The 21,696-nt window shown below is 64.6% G+C and carries 20 protein-coding genes; 9 read left to right on the top strand and 11 right to left on the bottom strand.

Features of this window, described 5'->3' with window-relative positions:
- The first annotated feature begins 105 nt into the window (after nucleotides 1-105).
- The 5 genes from FFS35_RS07650 (at nucleotide 106) to glnT (ending at nucleotide 5,081) form a co-directional block, all read left to right on the top strand.
- Nucleotides 106-687, top strand: coding sequence for an XRE family transcriptional regulator (locus FFS35_RS07650; protein ID WP_249341520.1), 582 nt, complete (start codon nucleotides 106-108; stop codon nucleotides 685-687).
- A 96-nt stretch (nucleotides 688-783) separates the two neighbouring features.
- On the top strand, nucleotides 784-1,659 hold the full coding sequence (locus tag FFS35_RS07655) for a glutamine amidotransferase family protein (RefSeq protein WP_137786552.1): 876 nt from the start codon (nucleotides 784-786) through the stop codon (nucleotides 1,657-1,659).
- Entirely contained in the window at nucleotides 1,659-2,345 is a 687-nt protein-coding gene (locus tag FFS35_RS07660) for a protein glxC (protein WP_137786553.1), read from the top strand. Before FFS35_RS07655 ends, FFS35_RS07660 begins: the two co-directional genes overlap by 1 nt.
- Nucleotides 2,346-2,355: 10 nt before the next feature.
- Nucleotides 2,356-3,687, top strand: coding sequence for an FMN-binding glutamate synthase family protein (locus tag FFS35_RS07665; protein ID WP_137786554.1), 1,332 nt, complete (start codon nucleotides 2,356-2,358; stop codon nucleotides 3,685-3,687).
- Between the two features lie 101 nt (nucleotides 3,688-3,788).
- Entirely contained in the window at nucleotides 3,789-5,081 is a 1,293-nt protein-coding gene (gene glnT, locus FFS35_RS07670) for a type III glutamate--ammonia ligase (protein WP_137786555.1), read from the top strand.
- 386 nt (nucleotides 5,082-5,467) lie between these two features.
- Here the strand turns inward: glnT and FFS35_RS07675 are convergent, their stop codons facing one another.
- The 4 genes from FFS35_RS07675 to FFS35_RS19935 all read right to left on the bottom strand — a co-directional run bounded on the left by FFS35_RS07675 (nucleotide 5,468) and on the right by FFS35_RS19935 (nucleotide 10,014).
- Complete coding sequence (locus tag FFS35_RS07675) at nucleotides 5,468-6,841, bottom strand: PepSY domain-containing protein (RefSeq protein WP_137786652.1); 1,374 nt, start codon at nucleotides 6,839-6,841, stop codon at nucleotides 5,468-5,470.
- Nucleotides 6,842-6,849: 8 nt separating this feature from the next.
- Nucleotides 6,850-9,219, bottom strand: coding sequence for a TonB-dependent receptor (locus tag FFS35_RS07680; RefSeq protein ID WP_137786556.1), 2,370 nt, complete (start codon nucleotides 9,217-9,219; stop codon nucleotides 6,850-6,852).
- A gap of 79 nt (nucleotides 9,220-9,298) precedes the next feature.
- Nucleotides 9,299-9,646 carry a DUF2946 family protein gene (locus FFS35_RS07685; protein WP_249341521.1) on the bottom strand — a complete coding sequence of 116 codons (348 nt, stop codon included), beginning with the start codon at nucleotides 9,644-9,646 and terminating at the stop codon, nucleotides 9,299-9,301.
- 29 nt (nucleotides 9,647-9,675) lie between these two features.
- Nucleotides 9,676-10,014 carry a hypothetical protein gene (locus FFS35_RS19935; protein ID WP_171007550.1) on the bottom strand — a complete coding sequence of 113 codons (339 nt, stop codon included), beginning with the start codon at nucleotides 10,012-10,014 and terminating at the stop codon, nucleotides 9,676-9,678.
- A 240-nt stretch (nucleotides 10,015-10,254) separates the two neighbouring features.
- On the opposite strand from FFS35_RS19935, the gene FFS35_RS07690 reads away from it, so the two are divergent.
- Both FFS35_RS07690 and FFS35_RS07695 read left to right on the top strand, forming a co-directional pair.
- On the top strand, nucleotides 10,255-10,716 hold the full coding sequence (locus FFS35_RS07690; protein WP_137786557.1) for a hypothetical protein: 462 nt from the start codon (nucleotides 10,255-10,257) through the stop codon (nucleotides 10,714-10,716).
- A 242-nt stretch (nucleotides 10,717-10,958) separates the two neighbouring features.
- On the top strand, nucleotides 10,959-12,188 hold the full coding sequence (locus FFS35_RS07695) for a site-specific integrase (RefSeq protein WP_137786558.1): 1,230 nt from the start codon (nucleotides 10,959-10,961) through the stop codon (nucleotides 12,186-12,188).
- A gap of 143 nt (nucleotides 12,189-12,331) precedes the next feature.
- Here the strand turns inward: FFS35_RS07695 and FFS35_RS07700 are convergent, their stop codons facing one another.
- The 4 genes from FFS35_RS07700 to FFS35_RS07715 all read right to left on the bottom strand — a co-directional run bounded on the left by FFS35_RS07700 (nucleotide 12,332) and on the right by FFS35_RS07715 (nucleotide 16,542).
- Nucleotides 12,332-13,006 carry a sigma-70 family RNA polymerase sigma factor gene (locus tag FFS35_RS07700; RefSeq protein ID WP_249341522.1) on the bottom strand — a complete coding sequence of 225 codons (675 nt, stop codon included), beginning with the start codon at nucleotides 13,004-13,006 and terminating at the stop codon, nucleotides 12,332-12,334.
- 178 nt (nucleotides 13,007-13,184) lie between these two features.
- Nucleotides 13,185-14,798, bottom strand: a complete 1,614-nt coding sequence (locus tag FFS35_RS07705; RefSeq protein WP_096614149.1) for an AarF/UbiB family protein — start codon at nucleotides 14,796-14,798, stop codon at nucleotides 13,185-13,187.
- The gene (locus FFS35_RS07710) at nucleotides 14,798-15,436 is read right to left on the bottom strand and encodes a TetR/AcrR family transcriptional regulator (RefSeq protein ID WP_096614131.1); all 639 of its coding nucleotides are present in this window, start codon (nucleotides 15,434-15,436) and stop codon (nucleotides 14,798-14,800) included. Before FFS35_RS07710 ends, FFS35_RS07705 begins: the two co-directional genes overlap by 1 nt.
- A 164-nt stretch (nucleotides 15,437-15,600) precedes the next feature.
- Entirely contained in the window at nucleotides 15,601-16,542 is a 942-nt protein-coding gene (locus tag FFS35_RS07715; protein ID WP_066707628.1) for an MlaD family protein, read from the bottom strand.
- 118 nt (nucleotides 16,543-16,660) lie between these two features.
- Between FFS35_RS07715 and FFS35_RS07720 the strand changes: the two genes are divergently transcribed.
- Both FFS35_RS07720 and FFS35_RS07725 read left to right on the top strand, forming a co-directional pair.
- The gene (locus FFS35_RS07720; protein WP_171007553.1) at nucleotides 16,661-17,074 is read left to right on the top strand and encodes a PaaI family thioesterase; all 414 of its coding nucleotides are present in this window, start codon (nucleotides 16,661-16,663) and stop codon (nucleotides 17,072-17,074) included.
- Nucleotides 17,071-17,502, top strand: a complete 432-nt coding sequence (locus FFS35_RS07725; RefSeq protein WP_066707621.1) for a PaaI family thioesterase — start codon at nucleotides 17,071-17,073, stop codon at nucleotides 17,500-17,502. Before FFS35_RS07720 ends, FFS35_RS07725 begins: the two co-directional genes overlap by 4 nt.
- Nucleotides 17,503-17,507: 5 nt before the next feature.
- Here FFS35_RS07725 and FFS35_RS07730 read toward each other — a convergent pair whose 3' ends face one another.
- From FFS35_RS07730 to FFS35_RS07740, 3 genes are read right to left on the bottom strand one after another with little or no spacing between them, the layout of a single operon-like run.
- Nucleotides 17,508-18,479, bottom strand: a complete 972-nt coding sequence (locus tag FFS35_RS07730) for an alpha/beta hydrolase (protein WP_096614134.1) — start codon at nucleotides 18,477-18,479, stop codon at nucleotides 17,508-17,510.
- The gene (locus FFS35_RS07735) at nucleotides 18,476-20,080 is read right to left on the bottom strand and encodes an NAD(P)/FAD-dependent oxidoreductase (protein WP_066707615.1); all 1,605 of its coding nucleotides are present in this window, start codon (nucleotides 20,078-20,080) and stop codon (nucleotides 18,476-18,478) included. Before FFS35_RS07735 ends, FFS35_RS07730 begins: the two co-directional genes overlap by 4 nt.
- The gene (locus tag FFS35_RS07740; protein WP_096614136.1) at nucleotides 20,077-21,690 is read right to left on the bottom strand and encodes an acyl-CoA synthetase; all 1,614 of its coding nucleotides are present in this window, start codon (nucleotides 21,688-21,690) and stop codon (nucleotides 20,077-20,079) included. Before FFS35_RS07740 ends, FFS35_RS07735 begins: the two co-directional genes overlap by 4 nt.
- Nucleotides 21,691-21,696: the final 6 nt, after the last annotated feature.

Consider the following 21,696-nt stretch of genomic DNA (forward strand, 5'->3'; position numbering starts at 1 on the left):
GATTTGGTATCGATACCGACAGCAGAGGGCCGAACGATTCTCCCCCCCCCTAACGTATCCGAAGAAACCGAAGACGAGCTGGCAACGGGATCGGCCGCGCCTGGTGTGCCGGAGCGCAGCCTCGAAAAGGCACTCGGCAACCAGATTCGCACGATCCGCCGGCAACACGACCTCTCCGTTACCGATCTCGCCAGCGCGGCTGGCATTTCCAACGGGATGATGTCGAAAATCGAGAACGGCGCCATCTCACCTTCGCTCTCGACTCTGCAGGCGATTTCGGCGGTGCTTCAAATACCGCTGTCTTCGCTCTTCGCCTCATTCGAGGAACGACAGGATTGCTCCTACGTCCCGGCCGGGCAAGGTCTGAGCATCGAGCGACGCGGTACGAAAGTCGGTCACGTTTATCAGCTTCTCGGCCACGTGCTTCGTGGCGACGTGGCAGTCGAGCCCTATCTCATCACACTGCGCGAAAATGCGGCGGCGCACACCAGCTTCCGCCATTCGGGCGTCGAGTTTATCTACATGCTTGAGGGCGACGTGCACTACCGGCACGGCTCGGAGGTCTACCATCTCGAGCCCGGCGACGCGCTGTTGTTCGACAGCGCCGCCCCGCACGGGCCCGAGCGGCTGAGCGAAAAGCAGATGAAGTACATTTCGGTAATCATCTATCCCCGGCCCGAAGGCTGATTTTTCCTCTCAAGAATATTTTGTTCTCTTGGATTGACGAGCAACGAAGACGCACTTAAGAAAGTGGAAACCGATCACGGAAGGTTTCTCCCCGAAATGTGCGGTATCGTTGGACTGTTCCTGAAAGACAAAGCCCTTGAGCCGCAGCTTGGATCGCTGCTCGCGGGCATGCTCGAAGTCATGACCGATCGCGGCCCGGACAGCGCCGGCTTCGCGATCTACGGCAATGGCGACAAGGATCGCGTGAAACTTACGGTGCGCGGTACCGGCCTCGATCGCATCGCAGGCCAATTCGGCGAGACGGTGACGGTTACTGTCCGTGAAACCCATGCGGTGCTTGAGGTCCCCTGCGATCTGGAGGATCAGGTGCGAGGCTGGCTCACCACTGAGCGCCCGGATCTGGTCGTGACCGGAACCGGGCAGCGGATCGAACTCTACAAGGAGGTCGGACTTCCGAGCGACGTGGCCGCGCGTTTCGGGTTGGCGGGCATGAGCGGCACGCACGGCATCGGTCATACCCGTATGGCGACCGAGAGCGCCGTCACCACCGACGGCGCGCATCCCTTCTCCACAGGCTCGGACCAGTGCCTCGTACACAACGGCTCTCTCTCCAACCACCGTTCGCTACGCCGCATGCTGGAGCCCAAGGGCATCAGCTTCGCCACGGACAACGACAGCGAGGTCGCCGCCGGCTATCTCTCCTGGAAGCTGCGCGAGGGCGCCACTCTGGCCGAGGCGCTCGAAGCTAGCCTCGACGATCTCGATGGCTTCTTCACCTTCGTGGTCGGCACGGAGAGCGGCTTCGCCGTGGTGCGCGATCCGATCTCCTGCAAGCCCGCCGTCATGGCCGAGACCGACCAGTATGTCGCCTTCGGATCCGAATATCGCGCGCTGGTCGGCCTGCCGGGCATCGAGAATGCCCGCGTCTTCGAGCCGGAGCCCGCTCGCGTTTACGCCTGGGAGCGCAACTGATGCACGTCGTCGATCTCGCCAATACCGCCAGGCGCGAGCTGAACGCACAGCTCCACGCGCTTCCCGCCAACACCAATGAGACGCTGTGGCGCGTTGAGAATCCGCAGGGGCAGCACGCGCTCGCCGTCGGGCTGGATACTGCCGTCACCGTCGAGATCGCTGGCCATGCCGGATACTATTGCGCGGGCATGAACAAGCAGGCCACCATTGTGGTCGAAGGGAATGCCGGCGTTGGCGTCGCCGAAAACATGATGTCGGGCAAGGTGCATGTGAAGGGCGATGCCAGCCAGTCGGCCGGCGCGACGGCGCATGGCGGCCTGCTGGTGATCGACGGCGATGCCTCGGCCCGCTGCGGCATCTCGATGAAGGGCATCGACATCGTGGTGAAGGGCTCGATCGGACCGATGAGCGCATTCATGGGTCAATCCGGCAATCTCGTCGTGCTCGGCGACGCTGGCGACGCGCTCGGCGACTCCATCTACGAGGCCCGACTGTTCGTGCGCGGTGAGGTGAAGAGCCTCGGCGCCGATTGCGTCGAAAAGGAGTTGCGCGACGAGCACCGGAGGGATCTCCGTCGCCTGCTCGACGAAGCCGGCCTGCCCGACGTGCAGCCCGACGAATTCAAGCGCTACGGCTCGGCGCGCGCTCTGTACAACTTCCACGTCGACAACGCCGCGGCCTACTGAGGATCGATCGATGGATTTGGCGAACATCCCGCAGACCCTGCCGCGCCAGTCGGCGACCTTCGATCCGCACACCTTGTCCGAGATCCGGCGCGCGGCGGCGACCGGCATTTACGACATTCGCGGCGCGGGCACGAAGCGCGCGCTGCCGCACTTCGACGATCTGCTGTTCCTCGGCGCCTCGATCTCGCGCTACCCGCTGGAGGGTTATCGCGAGAAGTGCGCGACCGACGTATGGCTTGGCACGCGCTTCGCGAAGAAGCCCATCCACCTCAAGATCCCAGTCACCATTGCGGGCATGAGCTTCGGCTCGCTCTCGGCGCAGGCGAAGGAGGCGCTCGGTCGCGGGGCAGGTGCGGCGGGCACATCCACAACCACCGGCGACGGCGGCATGACGCCCGAGGAGCGCGGCCAGTCCAAAACGCTGGTCTACCAATACCTCCCCTCTCGCTACGGCATGAACCCGGACGACCTTCGCAAGGCGGACGCGATCGAGGTTGTCATTGGGCAGGGCGCAAAGCCGGGCGGCGGCGGCATGCTGCTCGGCCAGAAAATCTCCGATCGCGTCGCGGCGATGCGCAATTTGCCCAAGGGGATCGATCAACGTTCTGCCTGCCGCCACCCCGACTGGACCGGGCCGGACGACCTCGAGATCAAGATCGAGGAGCTTCGCGAGATCACCGACTGGGAGAAGCCGATTTACGTGAAGGTCGGTGCCACGCGGCCGTACTATGACGTCGCGCTTGCGGTGAAATCGGGCGCCGATGTGGTCGTGCTGGACGGCATGCAGGGCGGCACGGCGGCGACGCAGGACGTGTTCATCGAGCATGTCGGCATCCCTATCCTCGCTGCGATCCGCCCCGCGGTGCAGGCGCTGCAGGATCTTGGAATGCATCGTAAGGTGCAGTTGATCGTCTCAGGCGGCATCCGTAACGGTGCCGATGTCGCCAAGGCGCTGGCGCTCGGCGCCGACGCGGTGGCCATCGGCACGGCGGCACTGGTCGCGCTGGGTGATAACGATCCTGCGTGGGAGGCCGAATACCAGAAGCTCGGTACTACCGCCGGCGCCTATGACGACTGGCAGGAAGGCCGCGACCCCGCCGGTATCACTACGCAGGATCCGGAACTGGCCGCCCGGCTCGATCCGATCGCAGCTGGCCGTCGCCTCGCCAATTATCTTGCCGTGCTCACGCTTGAGGCGCAAACCATCGCGCGCGCCTGCGGCAAGAGCCACCTGCATAATCTCGAGCCAGAGGATCTGGTCGCACTGACCATCGAGGCGGCGGCCATGGCGCGAGTGCCGTTGGCGGGCACCGGTTGGATCCCCGGACAGGGCAATCTCTAGACGAACATCAACTTAGGAACTCCCTTCGCAGGCGGGACGGGTTCACAGGAGGTGGCAGGTCAGAAGTCCGCCGCCTTCGCATCGGGGACGGACATCTGACCATGACCAAGGATCTTGCCGAAGTCGCCAAGAAAAAGGGCATAAAGTACTTTCTCATCTCCTATACGGATCTGTTCGGAAGCCAGCGGGCAAAGCTTGTTCCGGCCTCGGCCATCGCCGGGATGCAGCGGAATGGCGCCGGCTTCGCGGGCTTCGCCACCTGGCTCGACATGTCCCCGGCCGACCCGGACCTCTTCGCCAGGCCGGATCCGGAGAGCCTGATCCAGCTGCCCTGGAAGCCAGAAGTGGGCTGGCTCGCCGCCGATCTCTGGATGAACGACGCGCCTGTCGAGGCGTCGCCCCGCAACGCGCTGAAGGCGCAGATCGCGCGGGCCGCCGATATCGGCCTCCAGATGAAGACTGGCGTGGAATGCGAATTCTTCCTGATCGCGCCCGATGGCGATCGCATCGCCGATACCGCCGACACACAGGTCAAGCCGTGTTACGACCAGCAGGCCCTGATGCGCCGCTATGATGTCATTACCGAGATCTGCGACAGCATGTTGGATCTTGGGTGGAAGCCGTACCAAAACGACCATGAAGACGCAAATGGCCAGTTCGAGATGAACTGGGAGTTCGACGATGCGCTACTCACCGCCGACCGGCACGCGTTCTTCAAGTTCATGGCCAAGAGCATTGCCGAGAAGCATGGCCTGCGGGCTACTTTCATGCCCAAGCCGTTCGTCCACTTGACCGGAAATGGCTGCCACATGCACGTGTCGATGTGGAAAGGTGATGAAAACGCCTTCGTCGGAAATAGTGGCGAGCTCTCCCATCTGGGGCTCAACTTCATCGGTGGCGTGATTCACTCGGCAGACGCAATTGCCGCCATCACCAACCCTACGGTGAACAGCTACAAACGGATCAACGCGCCGCGCACGCTCTCTGGCGCGACTTGGGCTCCCAATTCCGTGACGTGGACCGGGAACAACCGCACACATATGATCCGTGTGCCAGAAAGCGACCGCTTCGAGTTCCGGCTCGCTGACGGTGCCGTCAATCCCTACCTGCTCCCTGCCGTGACCCTGGCCGCCGGACTGGACGGTATCGAGAGCAGCCGTAGCCCGGGCCAGCGGCTCGACATCAACATGTACACCGACGGCCATTCGATCAAGGACGCAAAGAAGCTACCCCTGAACATGCTGGACGCGCTTCGAGCTCTCGAAGAGTCGACGGTCCTGAAGGGGGCGCTCGGCGCACTCGTTCCTGCTTATCTTAAGCTCAAGCATGGCGAATGGAACGACTATGCGCGCCACCTCACCCAGTGGGAACGGGACACGACCCTCGACTGCTGATGGGCTTTCGAGACATCATCGGGATCTTCGCATCCGATGACGGAAGAGGCGTAGATGGCGATCTGAACCGCGACGGGTTTGCCGGAGGCTCCAACTTTCGAGAGTAAGGGCCTACGAACAGCAAGACGACGGACGAGTTCGCACCGTAGGTGCGCGCCCGCGCGGTTCGGATGGTGCAGGATCACAAGCGCGAGCATCCGTCTCGCTCCGATCGCATCACCCGCTTGTCATCACCAGGATACCGCACGCCGCGACCCGTCGCGGCTCCCCGTTCGTGGTCAACGAGCAGCCCTGGCACAGGTCGGTAGCGTTGACCTCCACCAAGGCGCTCAAGGCAAATGTTTGCGTTTGGCATCAGGCTTTCGATCGTCACAGGGACGCCACGTTCAACTCAGCCCAAGCCAGTGTCGCGTTGTCGGAATGCGGCGGAGCACGGCCCGTTCACCCACGACCGCCAGTATCAACGTCGCACCGAACAGCGGCATATAAGCGCCAAGCGCGACGATCGCCGCCACGAGTCCAGTTCGGAAGCGTGGCCGGGCCAGTGGCAGGGGTGCGCCCAGTAAGCCGATCGGCCGCCTTCGCCACCACATGATGGCACCAGAGACGGCGAGCACGATCAGCAACAGCGCGGTGAGCGTGCCAATGAGCTGGTTGGCGATGCCAAACAGAGCACCTTCGTGGACCGCGATGCCATAGCCGACGATGCGGTCAATCACGTGGCGGTCCGCGAAGGCGACGCGGCCGACGAGCCGGCCCGTGGATCCGTCGACTTCCGCCTCCGATCGCAGCGGGCGATCCGCCGCGTCGGACGCCACCGCCCACGGCCCGCCCTGATGCTTCGGCGGAGACAGCAGCACCGGTGGCGCGATCTGCAATGGCCGGACTGTCGCGATCACCCGCGCAAGCTCGCCCGCTTTTACCGGGGGTGCAGGCACGGCCATGCCCTCGTGATGGGCATGAAGGCCCGGCATGGCGTCGCGCCCGGGGGCCGGCGCCTTGCCGCCGATCGTCCAGTCGACGGGGCCTGCCACCGTGCCGGTCAGCGCACGTACCTCGCCCATATAGCTCCCCCAGGCGCTAGCCCATGGCAGGCCAGTAAGGATCAGCCCCAGCGCGAACACCGAAACCCAGATGCCTGCGGTGGCATGGACATCGCGCCAGAACCGGCGCCGGCCACCACGGAGCCGCGGGTACAGCACGCCCGCGAGCCCGCGCCGATTGCGCGGCCACCACAGGTAGAGCCCGGTCAGGAGCATCACGACTGCCCAGCATGCGGCGATCTCTACGAGGTAGCTTCCCCACTTTCCCGCCAGCAACTGCCCATGAAGGCGTGACACCACGTTGAACAGCCTGTCATCCTCCCGAACAACGTTCAGGACCGTCAGCGACCGAGGATTGATGTAAACGCGTTCATCGACGCGCCCTGCCGTGACGATGACGCGAACAGCATGTCCGCTCTGTTGCGGCAGCACATATTTGCGAAGCGACGATCCCGGCACCGCCCGCAGCGCCGCTCCGACCTGGGCGTCAGGCGCGAACGTCGCCCCGCCGACCGGCAGGCGGTCGTAGGGTCGATCCAGCCAGGCCTCGAGCTGCGGGCGCCACAGATAGATTGTTCCCGTCAGCGCCAACCAGATGACAAACGGTATGCAGAACAGCCCGGCGTAGAAGTGCCAGCGCCATACCGCATTGTACCATCTTGCGCCGACGTTCCGTTCATCGACCGCCGAACCGCTTCCGCCGCTCGCGGCATCCATCGTCCCCATCATAGCGCCTTGGTCAGACGTAGTCCGACAGTCCGTGGCGCCCCGACAAGATAGGAGAAGTAGCTGGTGGCGGTGGTGTTGCCCGGCGAGGTGGTGAACTCCTGGCCGAACACCGGAACCACATCAAACAGGTTGGTGACGAACAGCTCCACGCTCACGCCGCCGCGCATCCGCACCCCGGCCGTCGCATCAACCAGTGTGTAGGCAGGCCGGGGCAACACCTCACCTTCCCCGAACCCGCTGTTCGACGCACCAACGTGGCGTGCCGCGGCGAACAGGTTGCCGGTGATGCTGTCGGTGATCGGCGCCTCGTAAGATCCGCGCACGTTCCACAGCCACCGCGGCACGTCGAGCACGCGAGACCCGGCTGGCAGGAGCAGGTTGGGGACATCGTTCCGGTAGGTGGCGTCAGTGAAAGACCCTCCGGCATGGAGGCTCAGTCCTGCCATCGGCGATAAGGAAACCTCGAGTTCGCCGCCGCGGCTGCGGACACGCCCGGCGTTGACGGTGAAGGAGATTGTGGTGGCGTTGTTGATACCGCACGCGGTTTGAAACGCCTGCTGATAGTCCTTCCATTCGATCGCATAGGCCGCGCCGTTGATCCGCAAGCGTCCGCCCCAAAGGCTCGTCTTGGCACCCAACTCGTAATTGTCGGTCCGGTCGCTGCCATAGGGCGGCGGGGTGTCCGGAATGCCCGCTGCGCGACGCTCCGCGGCCGAGCAGATGTCGTCTGTCACGGGAGCGTTGACGCCGCCAGTGCGAAACCCCTGCGAGTAGCTGGCGTAGATCGTCGCGTCGGACGTTGGCTGATAACTGAGCGTAAATCGCGGCGTAACGCCGCTCTCCCGGTTGCGCTCGTCGTAGTCGTAGGCAAGGTCACCTCCCTGCACGCCACCGATCCCGTACCGCCGGCTCGCCTCGCGCTGCCGATAGGAAAAGGCTCTCGCTCCAGCCGCCACCTTCACCTTTGGCGTCAGGGCATAGGTCAGCTCGCCGAACGCCGCGATCTCGCTCTCGGAGAAGCGCACCGCGGTGTCCTGGATGACCGGCGGGCTGGACGCGCCAAGGGGAAGCGGCGCGATCACGCCGAACAGGTCGGCGACGGTAATAGTGCGCCCGGAGTCTTGGTGCAGATCGCGGTAGAAGGCGCCGACCACATATTGCAGTGGTCCATTGCCCTCCGACACGGCGCGCACTTCCTGCGTGAACTGCCTGGTCCGGCCATAATCCTTGAGCGGGGTTGGGAACAGCTTTCCGCCGGGTCCAGGTCCAACGAGATTCTCGACGATGGGGGAGTCGAACGCGGTTACGTCAAACAGCAGCCGGTTGCGCCGGTCGAGATAGGACGAGTTGGACGACAGCCTGAAACCACCGAGCGCATCGAACCGGTTCTCGATCAGGATCGAGCCGATGACGAACTTGTCCCTGGCGAATGTGTCCTCGTACCGCGCCTTGAGCCTCGCACGCTTACCAAAGGTCACATCGCTGTGGGGACGGTCCGCATTGCCGTAGCCGTCCTGCCATATAAGCGATGGAGTGATGGTGAGGCTTGGCGTCGCGTTCCAACGCAGCGCCGCGCGGACCGAGCCGGTCGTGATCCAGTTGACGTCCTTCCGAACCGCCGACGTGCCGGCGTTCTCGGTCAGGTTACCGGTTGTCGGGCGCAGATCGTCGATCCAGCCGCCCTGCCGAACGAACCCGCCCGATACGCGCAACGCTAGCTTGTTGGGCACGATGGGAAGGTTCAACATCGCCTTCGCGTCCCAGCTTGTTCCTCCATCGGTGATGCTCGCCACGCTTGCCGTGCCGAGTGCCGAGATCCTGGATGCGTCCGGCTGGTTGGTGACGAGGCGGACCAGGCCGCCCATCGTCGACGATCCGAACAAAACGCCTTGCGGGCCGCGCAGGATCTCGACCCTTTCAACGTCAAAAAGCTGTGGGTCAGGCTGTGAAAACCCGCGGAGCGCGCGAGTCTGCAATGGGGTTTCGTCAAGGTAGACACCGGTCGTCGGTGACTGAACGAACCCAACACCCCCGATGCCTCGGATGATATATTGCGAGTTGCCAAGACCAGTGGTGGCGAAGGCAACACCAGGCACGGCATCCGCAATGCGTGAGAAGTCCAGCGCGTTGAGGCGCTGTAGCAGCTCAGCCGAAAGGGTGGTGACGCTTGCCGGAACCTCCTGCAGCGTCTGTGACCGCTTTTGCGCGGTAACAATGATGTCGTCGCTTTCGATCGCCGCTGTGAGCTTCGGTTTGATGCTCTCTGAAGGATTGCTGGTGCGTGGGATGTCATTTTGCGCGAACGAGGGTCCGGCGAACAAGAGGCAGGGCAGACAAGCCCCTGCCAGCCGATGGTATCGGATCATGGAAATGCCTTTGACCGGCCGCGCGCATGGGCGCTGGCCGTGGACGTTGGTTGCTCCCGCGGAGCACGCGATCAATCAGTCAATGGGCAGCCGGTGGGCCTCGAAGCGGGGGGCGTAGGTAAACGCGGCGGACAGTCCGCCGCGGAGTGGCGGGCGAAAGTCCTACCGCCATGACAAAGACAGTCAGGGCGGCAAGCTGGATCGCATCGGCAGCACCCATCGCCGCCGCCGACAGGCCAGAAAAGGCGCAAGGCATTTGCACCTTGCCATGATCCGAAGACTTGCCGTGACCGGGCGTGTCGTGGTCCATCGACATGCCCATCGTCTGCGGACCCACCCCGGAACACAGCTCGATGGTCACGCGCCCGCTATCGCTGCCGATCATATATCCGGTTGGCACCAGCAGCTTCAGCAGCAGCGCGGCCACGCATAACGCAACGGCAAGGGAGCGTATCGTCAGGAGGCGGCGAACGGCGAACACTGGGTTCCGGTAGCGCAGCCGAATGGCGTTGTCATGCAAGTGTGTTCAACACTGCCAATTCGGGAACGCCTGATCTTGCTGCTGCCACCGGCGCCGTTATCCTTGCCTTTGCCAATGCCTCGACCACCGGTGGCAAGCGGATGCGCGAATTGGCGATCACCATCCGCGCCGCACGCGGGATGAGATGCGGCTGCGCGGCGACGACAACCTCTCTCCAACAAGCTGCGCGGTGACTTGAGCTGTTTTGGCTCGAGCGAGCGGGCGATCTGCGATGGCCGCATCCTGCCCGATGGTGTTTTGGGAACGTAGATCATCGTCGTCGCTTGCGGCAGTAGCGTGGCAATTACCGGAGCCCTGATCGACAGCGATACTGTATCGTCCGGGGTCCGCACGACTGCACCTGCTACCAGGCGGACGAGACCTGCCGGTCCGGCCGCCAGCCGCCGGGAGGCGACCCCGCTATCGATCGGGGCCGGCTGGCCAGGACGCCGCTCGCGCTTCAGGACTGCTGATATGTCGAGCTGCCCGCCGGCTTCGACGAGCCCCACATCCGCATGATGCGACAGGGCGACTTCATCGAGATCTCGCCGGGCGAGCCGATCCTCGTCGCCGACTTCAATACGCCCTGGCCGGAAGCTGAGCCGCCGCCTGCCCACTTTCGCGAGGCCGACGGTCGCTGGACGCTGCCATTCGCGCCGAGGGCCGTCACCGTCACCCACGCCGATGGCGGCGCGCTCCACGGTTCCATCCAGCCGCGCATCGGGCCGGAGCGGATCACCCTGCGAAGCCCGTGGCCGCAGGACGTCGCCGAAGCGTTCGACCGTATTGCCGGCGTCATGCTGCCGGACAGCATCCACCAGGCGGCATGGCGCATGTCGGCGAGCCGCGCGCCGCACAGGGTCGATCAGGCAACGGTCGAACTGATCGTAGAGAGCCAGATAAGGCCGATTGGAAAGATGATCTGCGATTGTCCGCAGGAATCGCCAATCTCCACGCCCGAACTGCCGAAAACATAAAAGCCCCGCTAAGCCATTGGCGTAGCGGGGCTTTTAATGGCGCGCCCGGAACGATTCGAACGTCCGACCCTCAGATTCGTAGGGCGATAAAGTGCCTTCTCGTGACGTTCCAGGACGTCCCTTTTTGTTGCTAAATCAGCAACTTGCGCGTTCCGATTGTTCCCTGTATGTTTCAGGGTATCAGCACCTAAATGTTACCTAAGGTAACAGGATAGCGGCCGGAACGGATCAGGATCATAGCTATGCCCGGCAAAGCTGTAGGCCTCACGGACGCCAAGATCCGTGGCTTGACCCCGCCCCCTTCGGGTCAGTTGGAAATCTCCGACCAACTCATCGGCGGACTGCGCGTTCGCGTTGGCGCGTCAGGCGGTAAAACCTTCATCCTACGTAAGCGCGTGGGAGGCTCGGTCAGGAACGTCACTCTCGGGCGCTTCTCGGAAGCGTTCACGCTAGCCGACGCCCGTAAGAAGGCCCGATCATTGCTGATCGATCTCGAGTCCGGGAAAGGATTGCCCCAGCCGACCAGTAGCACTGGTGGTGCTGTTGGACGCCTCACATTCTCCGTTCTGTGGGCACAGTATCTCGAGCGTGCTGTCAAGGGTAAGAAGAAGAGTGCCTCCGAGATCGAGCGCATAGGGAAAAAGTTCATCCTCCCGCGGTTTGGCGATCGGCTTGCCGACACTATCACCCGGTCTGAAGTGACCGCGCTCGTAGAGGACATCACCTATCGTGACCCGATCCACCCGACCCCAAGAGCGGGACTGGGCGTGCATCAACAGCTGAGTTCGTTCTTCACCTGGGCGATGCCGAAGCTGGAAAAGCTACCAGCCAACCCCTGTCGAGATGCAGGCCGCCCTCCCCTTCCTAAAGCTCGCGATCGCTTCCTCTCAGATGCTGAAATTCGCATCTTCTGGCAGGCATGCGACGCAATGGGCTGGCCGTTCGGCCCCGGCTTCAAGCTGCTCCTCTTGACCGGCCAACGTCGCGGTGAGGTGTTCGACGCATCCCGTTCCGAGTTCGATGGCGATACCTGGGTCATTCCCGCGGCTCGAGTGAAGAATGGTAAAGCGCACATCGTGCCGCTCACCAATGCTGCCAGAGCGTTGATCGACGAGCTTCCGGTGATAGATGGGTCGCGCAAGCTCTTTCCCGTCGCAGGTAACCCCCACGCTTCGGTCAACGGCTTCAGCAAAGGGCATCCGCGCCTGCTGCGGGAGATGGCCAAGATCATGAAGGTAGACGCGGTGAGTCACTTCATCCTGCATGATCTGCGACGCACAGTCGCAACAGGCATGCAGCGCCTCGGAGTACCGATGCCCGTGACCGAAGCCGTGCTGAACCACATCAGTGGCTCCCGATCAGGTATTGCCGGCGTCTACCAACGCTACGATTACCAGCGGGAGAAACGTCAAGCGCTGGAAAGTTGGAACGATGAGCTGGAACGGATCGTGGGCGTGATCAGGCCGAACTGACCTCCGCAACACATTCGCTTGAAAGCTGCGCCGAGCGTTGGTTTACTCACCAGCCGGAGACGATGGCTAAGATTACGTGGAGTCTTAGTTGCACGGTAGTCGGATGTGACCGAACCAGACCGGCCTCCAGCAATTAGATTGCTTCAGCCGACGTAACAGCGATCGGCCGCACGCTTCGTCCGCCAGCTTCGCAGCAGCTTAATCTGTTTCTCATGCACGTCGTCGATCGCTGGCGCGGCCTGACAGGTTGTATTAGTCGCCTCCAAGTGTGAGTCCGAATTGTAAAGCCTGCCGCTGCTCGCGTGATCCAGGAGTGCGCGCAGCATCTGCCGCCCTCTCACCACGCGGCTCTTGATCGTACCGACAGGAACCTGTTCGATCGTTGCTGTCTCTTCGTAGCTCAAACCCTCGATCCCGACACACTGGATGCACCGCTGCTGCTCGGGTGTCAGGCGCGGCCACAGGCGGCGAACATCGCCCAACGTCACGACCCACTCTTGGTTTGACGCCACCGGAACATCGATCGGTTCGGCGGTCTCCCCTGCCTGTCCCGCACCTTTACGACGAACCTGCGACAGAAAGGAGTTGCGAAGGATACGGAAGGTCCACGCTTTCAAATTCGTGCCCGCCTCGAATGACGCACGGCTGCGCCAGGCTTTCAGCACGGTGTCCTGAACGAGATCCTGTGCAGCATCGGGATTTCTTGTTAGCGATCGCGCATAGCTCGCCAGCCTGGGCATCAAGTCGCTCAGTGCAGCACCGAAGTCAGACAACTCCTCAGCCGGTACATGCGCTTCGTGATCCGGTTGTTCCGACACGCAAAAGCCCTCGCTCGATCGAACCAGGGCGCCGTTTATACACCGACTGGTTTACTTGTTCGAAAACGCCCCCTCTCGTGGGTTGTTCCACTTCTCAGCGAGGAGCCGGATACCCGAACAAGCGCGCGAAAGGGTAAGGGTAAAGAGTCGGGTCTGGAGAAGGTCGGGTAGCGGGAAGTCAGCGCCTCTGCCTGCTCGAAAACCAAGCCCAGCCTGCAGGCAGCACCGCAGACGCCATCAACATCGCGCCGACAACATCATGGTCGCGCTGAAGGATCGCGCCCGCGACAAGCAGTCCGGCGGACAGAATGTTGGGATCGGCGCGCCGGGGCGATGCCGGAATTGGGAAAACCGCGCCTCCCTGCAATTCGATCGGCAGCGCACCCGACCGCGCAACCCGCTCGGCGAAGGCTACCAGCTCGGGCGAGGCGGTGGCCAGACGGCCAAGGCTCGTCGCCAGCCGGCGTCCGCCACGCTTGAGGCCGGCCGGGCCGATTCGCTCCCGCAGCAGTTCGCGCGCGATCGGTGCGGCGCGCGCGGCGATGTCGAAGCCGGGATCGAGCCGTCGTACGAACCCTTCAGCGATCAGCAGGGTGCGCAGCAGCAGGGCGAGGTCGGGTGGCAGCGCCAGGCGGTAGGTGCGCAGCAGCGCGAACACGCGGCCGAAGATGTCGGCGAGCTCGATCTGCTGGAGTACCGCCCCGCGGAACTGGCCGATCAGCGCGTCGAGATCGCGGGTCAGCGCCTGGCGATCGACGTCGGTCTCGCCCGACCATTGCAGCAGTATGTCCGTCAACGATCGTGTGTCCTCACCCGCGATGGCAAGGACGAGCGTAACAACCTCGTTCCGCCGGGCGGGACTGAGCACGCCAACCGCCCCGAAGTCGATGAACGCCAAGGACCCGTCGGCCAGAACAAAGACGTTGCCGGGATGGGGGTCCGCGTGGAACCGACCGTTGAAGATGATCATCCGCAGCACCGCATCGGCATATCTGCCGGCGACGTCAGCAGCGCCCTGACCCGCCCCGCCCTCACCCGCTCGGTCGAGGATCGCGCGGACGGGCACGCCGTCGAGCCGTTCCTGCACGTTGATCCGGCGGCCAACCTGATCCCAGTAGAAGCCGGGCGTGCGAACGCCGAGCGGCTGCAGGAATGCGCCGATGCTCTCGCAGGCTGCCGCTTCGGCGCTGAGGTCCATTTCCTGCGACAGGCTCTCAGCGAAGAACCGGAGCAGTTCGTCAGGCTTGAGGCGACGGATCTCCGGTGAGTGCCTCGCGGCGAGCCGCGCGATGCGGCGGATGAGCCGCAGGTCGGCATCGACGCGTTCCGCGATTCCCGGCCGGCGCACCTTGACCACGACCTCGGTTCCGTCGCGCAGGGTGGCGCCATGAACCTGCGCGATGGAGGCCGCGGCGATCGGCTCGCGGTCGAACCGCGCGAACACATCCGCGATCGGGGAACCAAGCGCTGTCAGGATCGTCGGCTCCAGCGCCTCGAACGGCAGCGGGGTCACCCGGTCCTGCAGCGTCGACAGCGCGCGCACCCATTCCGGCCCGAGCAGGTCTTCGCGGGTGGCGAGTACCTGCCCCAGCTTTACCGCGACAGGTCCAAGGTCTCGCAGTAACGCGACGACCCGCTCGGGCGGACCGAGGTCTACCGGCTGCTCCAAGCGACCGGGCAGCAGGCCCAGGCGCGAGGCGAGCCCGTTAAGGCCGTGTCGGCCCATGATCTGGATGAGTTCGGCCAGGCGCGTGCGCTCACCGATCTGAGGCTCGTCGTCGGTGGTGGACATCAGGCGCTGCAACCATCCGCCCCGCGCGGACGGCAGCCATCGAGGAACAGGTCGATACCGCGCAAGATACGATCGCGTGCCGCCTCGTCATACGCTGGCGGAGACAAACCCAGCGCTGCCCGGCGCATGGGGGCGACCACGACGAGTGTGACGAACTGCTCGGCAGCGAACACGGGGTCGACCAGCGACAGCTCCCCCCTGGCATTGGCGTGGGCGAGGATCGATGCCACCCACTGGACGGCCCGCTGGTAGCCGAAATCGTGGATGTTCGCCGCAAGCGCTGGAAAGCGTACGGCTTGCGCGATGACGACGCGTTCCATGGAGGCGATCCGGGGCGTCAGGAGCCACTCGAGCAGGCGATCGGCGATCATGCGAAGTCGCGATCCGATCTCGGGTTCGTCGCTGCCGGAGGGTTCGAGCGCGCGCAGCTGCGTATCGATCTCGTCGAGGATCACCGCCTCGAACACACGCGCCTTGCTGCCGAAGCGGGCGTAGAGGGTCCGCTTGGAGATACGCGCCTGTTCGGCGATCATGTCGGCGCTCGCGCCGTCGAACCCGTGCTCGAAGAACAGCTCGCGAGCGCTCTTAAGGATGTGCGAGGTCAGGCGGACCGCGTCCTCAGTGGTCGGTCTGCCCATCTTTCTTGGGCGCCGTCCCTTTTTCTCGTCGTCGCTCAATCTCGTTCTCCCCGATCGAGGGTAGCGCAATCCGGACCGGTTGACGAGAAATCACGCCGGGACGGTCGGTCGGTCGCCTGCCATCTCGAGCTCAGCCAAGAGCTGTCCTATCGCTTCGCGGCCGATCACTGCCGTGATTTCGGCTTGTAGGTCGGAAGGGACGGAGCACTTACCCCCAAGCCCTCCTGATCGATGCGAACAGCCGTATCCCTGACAGCGCCTACCTTGTTACTTGCTGAACGAATGGTCTCACGCAGCTGGGCCTGTTTGGCAGTCATGCCGCGGATCGTGGGTCGAACCGCCTCGACGCGCGCTGTCAATTGCTCGGCTTCGTCTCGAGCGTTCAGCAACGGGCGGTTCGCCCTGGCGAGAACGGTCGCGCGGCGGTCGTTCAGGGCAGCTCTCAACCGTTGAGCGCTGGCGCCGGATCGCTGCAGGGCGTCCCCCACGGCTACCACGCGACCGCGTGCGCCAGTAAGTCCGTCGGATGCCGATCCGACCCTGTCTGCCCAACCGGCGGAACTTTCCGCAAGCGCCGCCAGTCGATCGCTGGCCCGCTGCTGCTGAGCGGCGTCGAGGTTGCGAGAAACAGAATCTACGGTGCGGCTGATCTTCTCGACCAGTGCGACGGGGTCCCCTCCGCCGCCAAGGAGCCCGCCTTCCTTGGCGGGAATGACGGGAAGCTCCCCGTCGCTCGCAACGATCGGGGGCGCGCCAGACGTGGCGCCGTCGAGGCTGATGTTCGCGGTTCCGGCCAGGGCCGATCGTGCGATCGACGCTTTTACGCCTGCGACGATTGGGATCTGAGGCTCGAGGCTGACGGTCACGAGGACCGCTGAGGGATCCTCCTTGTCGAACCGTATCGATGTGACATGGCCGGCCGCAACGCCCGAGAAGGTCACCGGCGACCCCTCCTCCAGACCGGCAACGCTTCCGGTGAAGCGGATCAGATAGGGATTCCCGTCCCCATCGCGTGCGTCAAGCAGCCACAGCGTGAAGATCAGGAGCGTGCCCAGCAGAAAGCCGGTCATCACGAGCACGATAAATTTGTTCGAGCGCGTTTCCATGCGTGGACACAGCCATTAAGAAACGGGGTGAAAGATGTAAACCGTACCGTTTCCTGAATGTCCCGAGAACGGGCTATTCTCGTGAGCGGTGGGGTCAGTTCGGGACGAGGATGGAATCGTGGCTGGAGACTGGAGCCTGCAACCAGGCAACATACCATGGGGCAACAGGCTGGGCCTGGAGCTGGTCTCGATCGGCGATGGCCTCAGCTCGCTGCGGATCGGTTGGCGTCGGGAGCTGGCGGACGAGGACGAGGCTCTCGCAACCGGCGTATTGACGAGCCTCATCGATCAGGCCTGCGGCGTTGCCGTGATGTCCCGGCTGGGCAGACGGCTGGCGATCTCGACCCTCAACCTGAAGGTGGACCATGTGCGGTCCGCCGAGGCGAGATACTCCGCGACGGCGTGGGCGCACTGTTACGACGCGACCGAGCACCGTGCGTTCGTACGGACCGAAGTCTGGGATACCGATCCTTCTCACCTGATCGCGACTGCCCAAGGCGTCTTTTCGATCAATCGGGCTGTCGGCCCATGAGCGAAGGCGCAGTCACGGCTGGCATGGGGCGGAACGACTTCGCGCGGTTGCTCGGCACCATGATGACGCAAAGCGGTGAAACCTTCACGCTCATCCCGACAGAGGAGCTTGTGGGGAATTCTCTCCTGCCCGCATTGCATGGAGGAGCAATCGCTTCCTTTCTCGAGCTGGCCGCACAGCTTGCTCTCTCCCGCACACTCTCGCCAGGGCAATCCTCCCGGCTGATCAGTGTGAACCTGCAATTTCTCGCCCCGGTCAGACTGGGCGCAATCAGCACGACGCCCACGCTGATGCGTGTGGGACGTCGTGTCGCAGTGGTGCATGCCGAAGCCGTAGAGCGGGACGGAGCCGGAAAACTGTGCCTTGCGCAGCTGGAATTCGCCCTCGAAAGATCCCCCAGCGAAGAGAAACTCGCTCGAAACGCCTGATTGTTTCAGCGGGCCGATCTCCAGAGAGCAAGAATGCTTCTGAGCGCCGTCGCAAAGGCGAGCGGCTCGTCCAGCATCAGGTGATGGCGCGCGTTCGGCACCGCGACGATCGGGATCGTCCCGGCACCCAGTTCGCGCAGATATGCCGCGGAATCACTGCCGAAGAGCGCGCTCTGCTCGCCGTGGACGATTGCCAGCCGACCGGGCGCCGCGGCGACACGGCGCCCCATCGTCATCCATTCGTCCGACGAATTGCCGCGCGCGAACACCGCGGGCGCAAACTTCCACGTCCACGCGTCCCCGTCCCGCCGGAGCGAATGATAGGCCATGTAATTCATCAGGAACGGCTCGCCCGCAGGCTGCGGGGGCGCAAGCACGTAGCGCGCGCGTGCGGTCGGATAGTCGGGATACCGGCTGGCGGGCTTGTTCGGGTCGCCCGAGCCGGGGCTGCCGCGTCCGCCGCGCCAATAAGCGGCAAGCGCCTCGGGCCGCATGATCATCAGGTCGCAAATGATCGCGCCCGCGAACCGTTCTGCCGCGAGCGTCATCGCGGTCACCGCGACCCCCGCGCCGAAGCTGTGACCGATGATAACCGGCGGCGCATCACCGTTGAACAGCCCGGTCGCCTCCGCCACCGCGATCATCTCGCGCCCGCGGCCATCGCCATCGATTCCCGCGCGTGCGTCGCTGTCGCCCATGCCCGCAAGATCATAGGCGACGACCTGGTAGTCCGCGGCGAGGAAGGGCGCGATAAACGCCCAGCAGCGTGCATGGGCAAGAAAGCCGTGCGCCATGAGGATGCCCGGCTTAGCGCGGTCGCCCCAGCGCAGATAGTGCACCTGCGCGCCCTCCACGGTAACGAAGCCTTCTTCCCGCGGAACGGCCAGCGCATCGACGAACCAGTCCGGCAGGTGCGACCCGTCGCCGGCCCAGATCGGGTCGATGTCCGACGATCCCGTGGCCTCGGCGGTGCTCATGCCGACAGCCTGAAACCGCTATAACCCGCCTCGGCGACCGCATCGCAGATCTCGGCATAGCCGACCACAGACGGGTAGTTGAGCAGCTGACGCGGCTTGCCTGGGACGTTCGCTCCCATGTACCAGGAATCGGCCTTGGGGAAGAGCGTCATGGCGGCGATCTCGTCGATGTGGCGTGCCCATGCCGCGTGCGTGTCCGGCTCGGCCTCGAAGCGGGACCACCCGGCCGTGCGCAGATGCTCGAGGAACCGGACCACCCAATCGCCCTGCACTTCCGCGGCGGTCGGACCATTGGAGAAGCCGGACGGGCTCTGCGGGCCGTAGAGGAACAGCATGTTCGGGAAGCCCGAGACCGCGTAGCCGAGATGCGTGCGTGCGCCTTCGCCCCAAGCGTGCGCCAGCGTCGTCCCGCCGCGCCCGCGAATGTCCATCCGCATCAGCCCTCCCGTCACCGCGTCGAAACCGGTCGCGAGCACCAGGACGTCGTGTCTGCGCTCACAGGCGCTCGTGACGATGCCGTTTGGCAGGATCTGTTCGATCGGCTCTTCCCGCAGGTCGACGAGCTCGACGCTCGGCTGGTTGAAGATGTCGTAATAGGTCTGTTCGAGCGATGGCCGCTTGACCCCGAACGGATGCGGCGGCTCGCTGGGCGCAAGCTTCTCCTGCAAGGCAGGGTCGGTGATCCGTTCGCGCACCTTGTCGCGCCAGAAGTCGTAGGCCAGCCGGTTGGCGCGCTCGTCCACCAGGATGTCGGCGTAATTGCCGACCCAATAGTGGAAGCCTCCAGCCGCCCACAGCCGCTCGAACGTCGCGGTGCGCTCCTCGCTCGAAACCTCGAGCGCGGACTGGTCGAGCCGCGGGATCTCGAACCCGCCGCTGCTCAGCCGACGCTGACGGAAGATCTCGGGGTAGCCGGGCTTGGCCTGCGCCTGCTCAACCGTCGTCAATGAGCGCTGGCGCATCGGCAGTGCCAGGATGGGGGTGCGCTGATAGATCGTCAGCTGCGCCGCCTCGCGCGCCGCCTCTTGGGCGACCTGCACACCGCTCGCGCCGGTTCCGATGATCGCGACGCGCTTGCCGGTGAAGTCGATGCCCTCCTGCGGCCAGTGCGCGGTATGGTGCGCAGGGCCGGCAAAGCGGTCGAGTTCCGGAAGTGACGGGATGTACGCCTTCGCCGCGAAGCCGGTACACGGCAGCAGATAGCGGGTGGTCAGCCGATCTCCATCGGCGAGTTCCACCCGCCAGAAGCCGGCATCTTCGTCGAATACGGCGGAGCGCATCGCGACACCGAGCTTCATTGCAGGCCAGAGGTCGAGAACGTCGCAGGCATGTCGGAAATAGCGACGCAACTCGCGCCAGCCTGGGAAGCGTTCCGACCAGGTCCAGTCGCGCCACACCCGCTCGTCCGAAAACTCGTAGATCGGTACGTGCGAATCGACCCGTGCGCCGGGGTAGCAGTTCCAGTACCAGATGCCGCCCGGCTCCGCCGCCGCATCCACCAGCCGAACGTTGAAGCCGTTCTCGCGCAACCTGCCGAGCAGGTAGAGCCCGCTGAAGCCGGCACCGATCACCAGCGCGTCGATGTCAGGCGCGGCGCTCATCGCGCGCCGACCCCGGCCAAGGCGATGTCGGTGGCCGCCTTGTAATCCGCCTTGCCGTTCGGCGCGCGCAGCGCACGGTCGGTAACGACGATCGCCTTGGGCGTCTTGTAGCCGGCGAGCGCGGCGCGCACGTGAGCGCGCACCGCCGCCTCGTCCACTGTCGCCCCCGGCACGGCATGGACCACCGCCGTCACCGCCTGGCCCCATTTCTCGTCGGGCACCCCGACGACGAGCGCGTCCGCGACCGCAAGATGCGTCTTCAGCACCTCCTCCACCTCTTCCGGATAGACCTTCTCGCCCGCGGTGTTGATGCACACGCTGCCGCGCCCGAGCAGCGTCAGCGTCCCGTCCGCGGCGACGGTGCACCAGTCGCCCGGCATCGAGTAGCGGACGCCGTTGATGGTGCGGAACGTCTTCGCGCTCTTTTCCGGATCCTTGTAGTAGCCGATCGGGATCGCGCCCTTGCGCGCGATGAAGCCGGGCGTGCCGCTGCCCGGCACGACCGGCCGGTCATGCTCGTCGAACACGTCGCACAGCCCGCCGATGGTGAAGCGCGCGGTCGCCGTCTCGCCCGCCGCGCTGGTAACCGACAGGCCGAACCCCAGCCCCTCCGACGCGCCGAAGCTGTCCATCAGCACGACCTGCGGGATGTGCCGGATCAGCCCCGCCTTCACCTCGCGGCTCCACATCACCCCGGATGAAACGATCGTGACGAGGCTGGACGTGTCGTAGCGCCCCGGCGCGGCATCCAGCGCGGCCAGCATCGGCTTGGCGAAGGCGTCGCCGACGATCGCGATCGATTCGACGCGGTCGCGATCGACCGACCGCCACAGCTCGTCGGCATCGAACGATTCACCGCCGAGCGTCACGATGCAGCCGCCGCTCATCAGCGTGCCGATCGACGTGATGAAGCCGGTGCCGTGCATCATCGGGCAGGCGGGCATCGTACGCCGGCCGGGTCCGTCGCGCGCGATCAGCGCCGCGGTCTCGGCGAGGTCGGCGGGCGTCGGCCCCATCAGCCGCTGCGCGTCGAGCTGCGCCTCGCGCATATCGGTGTGCCGCCACATCACACCCTTCGGCATCCCGGTCGTGCCGCCGGTGTAGATGAACAGCTCGTCGTCGGGCGAGCGCGCGATGCCGAGCGGCCCGCCGTCGCCCTCCGCTGCAAGCGCCTCGTAGGGCAGCGCGAACACAGCACGCTCCGCTTCCGGGCCGATTTCCACGAAGGTGCGGACCTTGCCGAGCCGGCCGTGCAGTTCCTCGATGCAGGCGCGGAATTCTGCGCTGTAGACCACGACCTCGCTGTCGCTGTCGTCGAAGATGTAGAACACCTCGTCGGGCCGGTAGCGGTAGTTGATGTTGACGTGGGTCAGTCGCCCCTTGAAGCACGCCGCCATCAGCTCGCCGTACTCGGGCCGGTTGCGCATATAGAAGGCGACCTTGGCGCCGGGTTCCGCCCCTCGCGCGCGCAGCGCCCGCGCGAGGTTGTTCGAACGGCGCGCCATCTCGGGCCACGTGATGACCCGGTCGCCGTGGATCAGCGCGGGGGCGTCATGAGGCATCACCGGCTCGATCGCGTCGAGGATATCGCCCAGGTTCCACTGCGTCATGGCTTC

It is taken from the genome of Sphingomonas sp. 3P27F8 (assembly GCF_005502745.1).
Classification (GTDB): Bacteria; Pseudomonadota; Alphaproteobacteria; order Sphingomonadales; family Sphingomonadaceae; genus Sphingomonas.

What these genes read in the sequence shown, in the direction of transcription:
- FFS35_RS07655 (WP_137786552.1), top strand. Translation starts at nt 784, where the DNA reads ATGTGCGGTATCGTTGGACTGTTCCTGAAAGACAAAGCCCTTGAGCCG.
- FFS35_RS07660 (WP_137786553.1), top strand. Translation starts at nt 1,659, where the DNA reads ATGCACGTCGTCGATCTCGCCAATACCGCCAGGCGCGAGCTGAACGCA.
- FFS35_RS07665 (WP_137786554.1), top strand. Translation starts at nt 2,356, where the DNA reads ATGGATTTGGCGAACATCCCGCAGACCCTGCCGCGCCAGTCGGCGACC.
- glnT (WP_137786555.1), top strand. Translation starts at nt 3,789, where the DNA reads ATGACCAAGGATCTTGCCGAAGTCGCCAAGAAAAAGGGCATAAAGTAC.
- FFS35_RS07675 (WP_137786652.1), bottom strand. Translation starts at nt 6,841, where the DNA reads ATGGATGCCGCGAGCGGCGGAAGCGGTTCGGCGGTCGATGAACGGAAC.
- FFS35_RS07680 (WP_137786556.1), bottom strand. Translation starts at nt 9,219, where the DNA reads ATGATCCGATACCATCGGCTGGCAGGGGCTTGTCTGCCCTGCCTCTTG.
- FFS35_RS19935 (WP_171007550.1), bottom strand. Translation starts at nt 10,014, where the DNA reads ATGATCTACGTTCCCAAAACACCATCGGGCAGGATGCGGCCATCGCAG.
- FFS35_RS07690 (WP_137786557.1), top strand. Translation starts at nt 10,255, where the DNA reads ATGATGCGACAGGGCGACTTCATCGAGATCTCGCCGGGCGAGCCGATC.
- FFS35_RS07695 (WP_137786558.1), top strand. Translation starts at nt 10,959, where the DNA reads ATGCCCGGCAAAGCTGTAGGCCTCACGGACGCCAAGATCCGTGGCTTG.
- FFS35_RS07705 (WP_096614149.1), bottom strand. Translation starts at nt 14,798, where the DNA reads ATGTCCACCACCGACGACGAGCCTCAGATCGGTGAGCGCACGCGCCTG.
- FFS35_RS07710 (WP_096614131.1), bottom strand. Translation starts at nt 15,436, where the DNA reads ATGGGCAGACCGACCACTGAGGACGCGGTCCGCCTGACCTCGCACATC.
- FFS35_RS07715 (WP_066707628.1), bottom strand. Translation starts at nt 16,542, where the DNA reads ATGGAAACGCGCTCGAACAAATTTATCGTGCTCGTGATGACCGGCTTT.
- FFS35_RS07725 (WP_066707621.1), top strand. Translation starts at nt 17,071, where the DNA reads ATGAGCGAAGGCGCAGTCACGGCTGGCATGGGGCGGAACGACTTCGCG.
- FFS35_RS07730 (WP_096614134.1), bottom strand. Translation starts at nt 18,479, where the DNA reads ATGAGCACCGCCGAGGCCACGGGATCGTCGGACATCGACCCGATCTGG.
- FFS35_RS07735 (WP_066707615.1), bottom strand. Translation starts at nt 20,080, where the DNA reads ATGAGCGCCGCGCCTGACATCGACGCGCTGGTGATCGGTGCCGGCTTC.
- FFS35_RS07740 (WP_096614136.1), bottom strand. Translation starts at nt 21,690, where the DNA reads ATGACGCAGTGGAACCTGGGCGATATCCTCGACGCGATCGAGCCGGTG.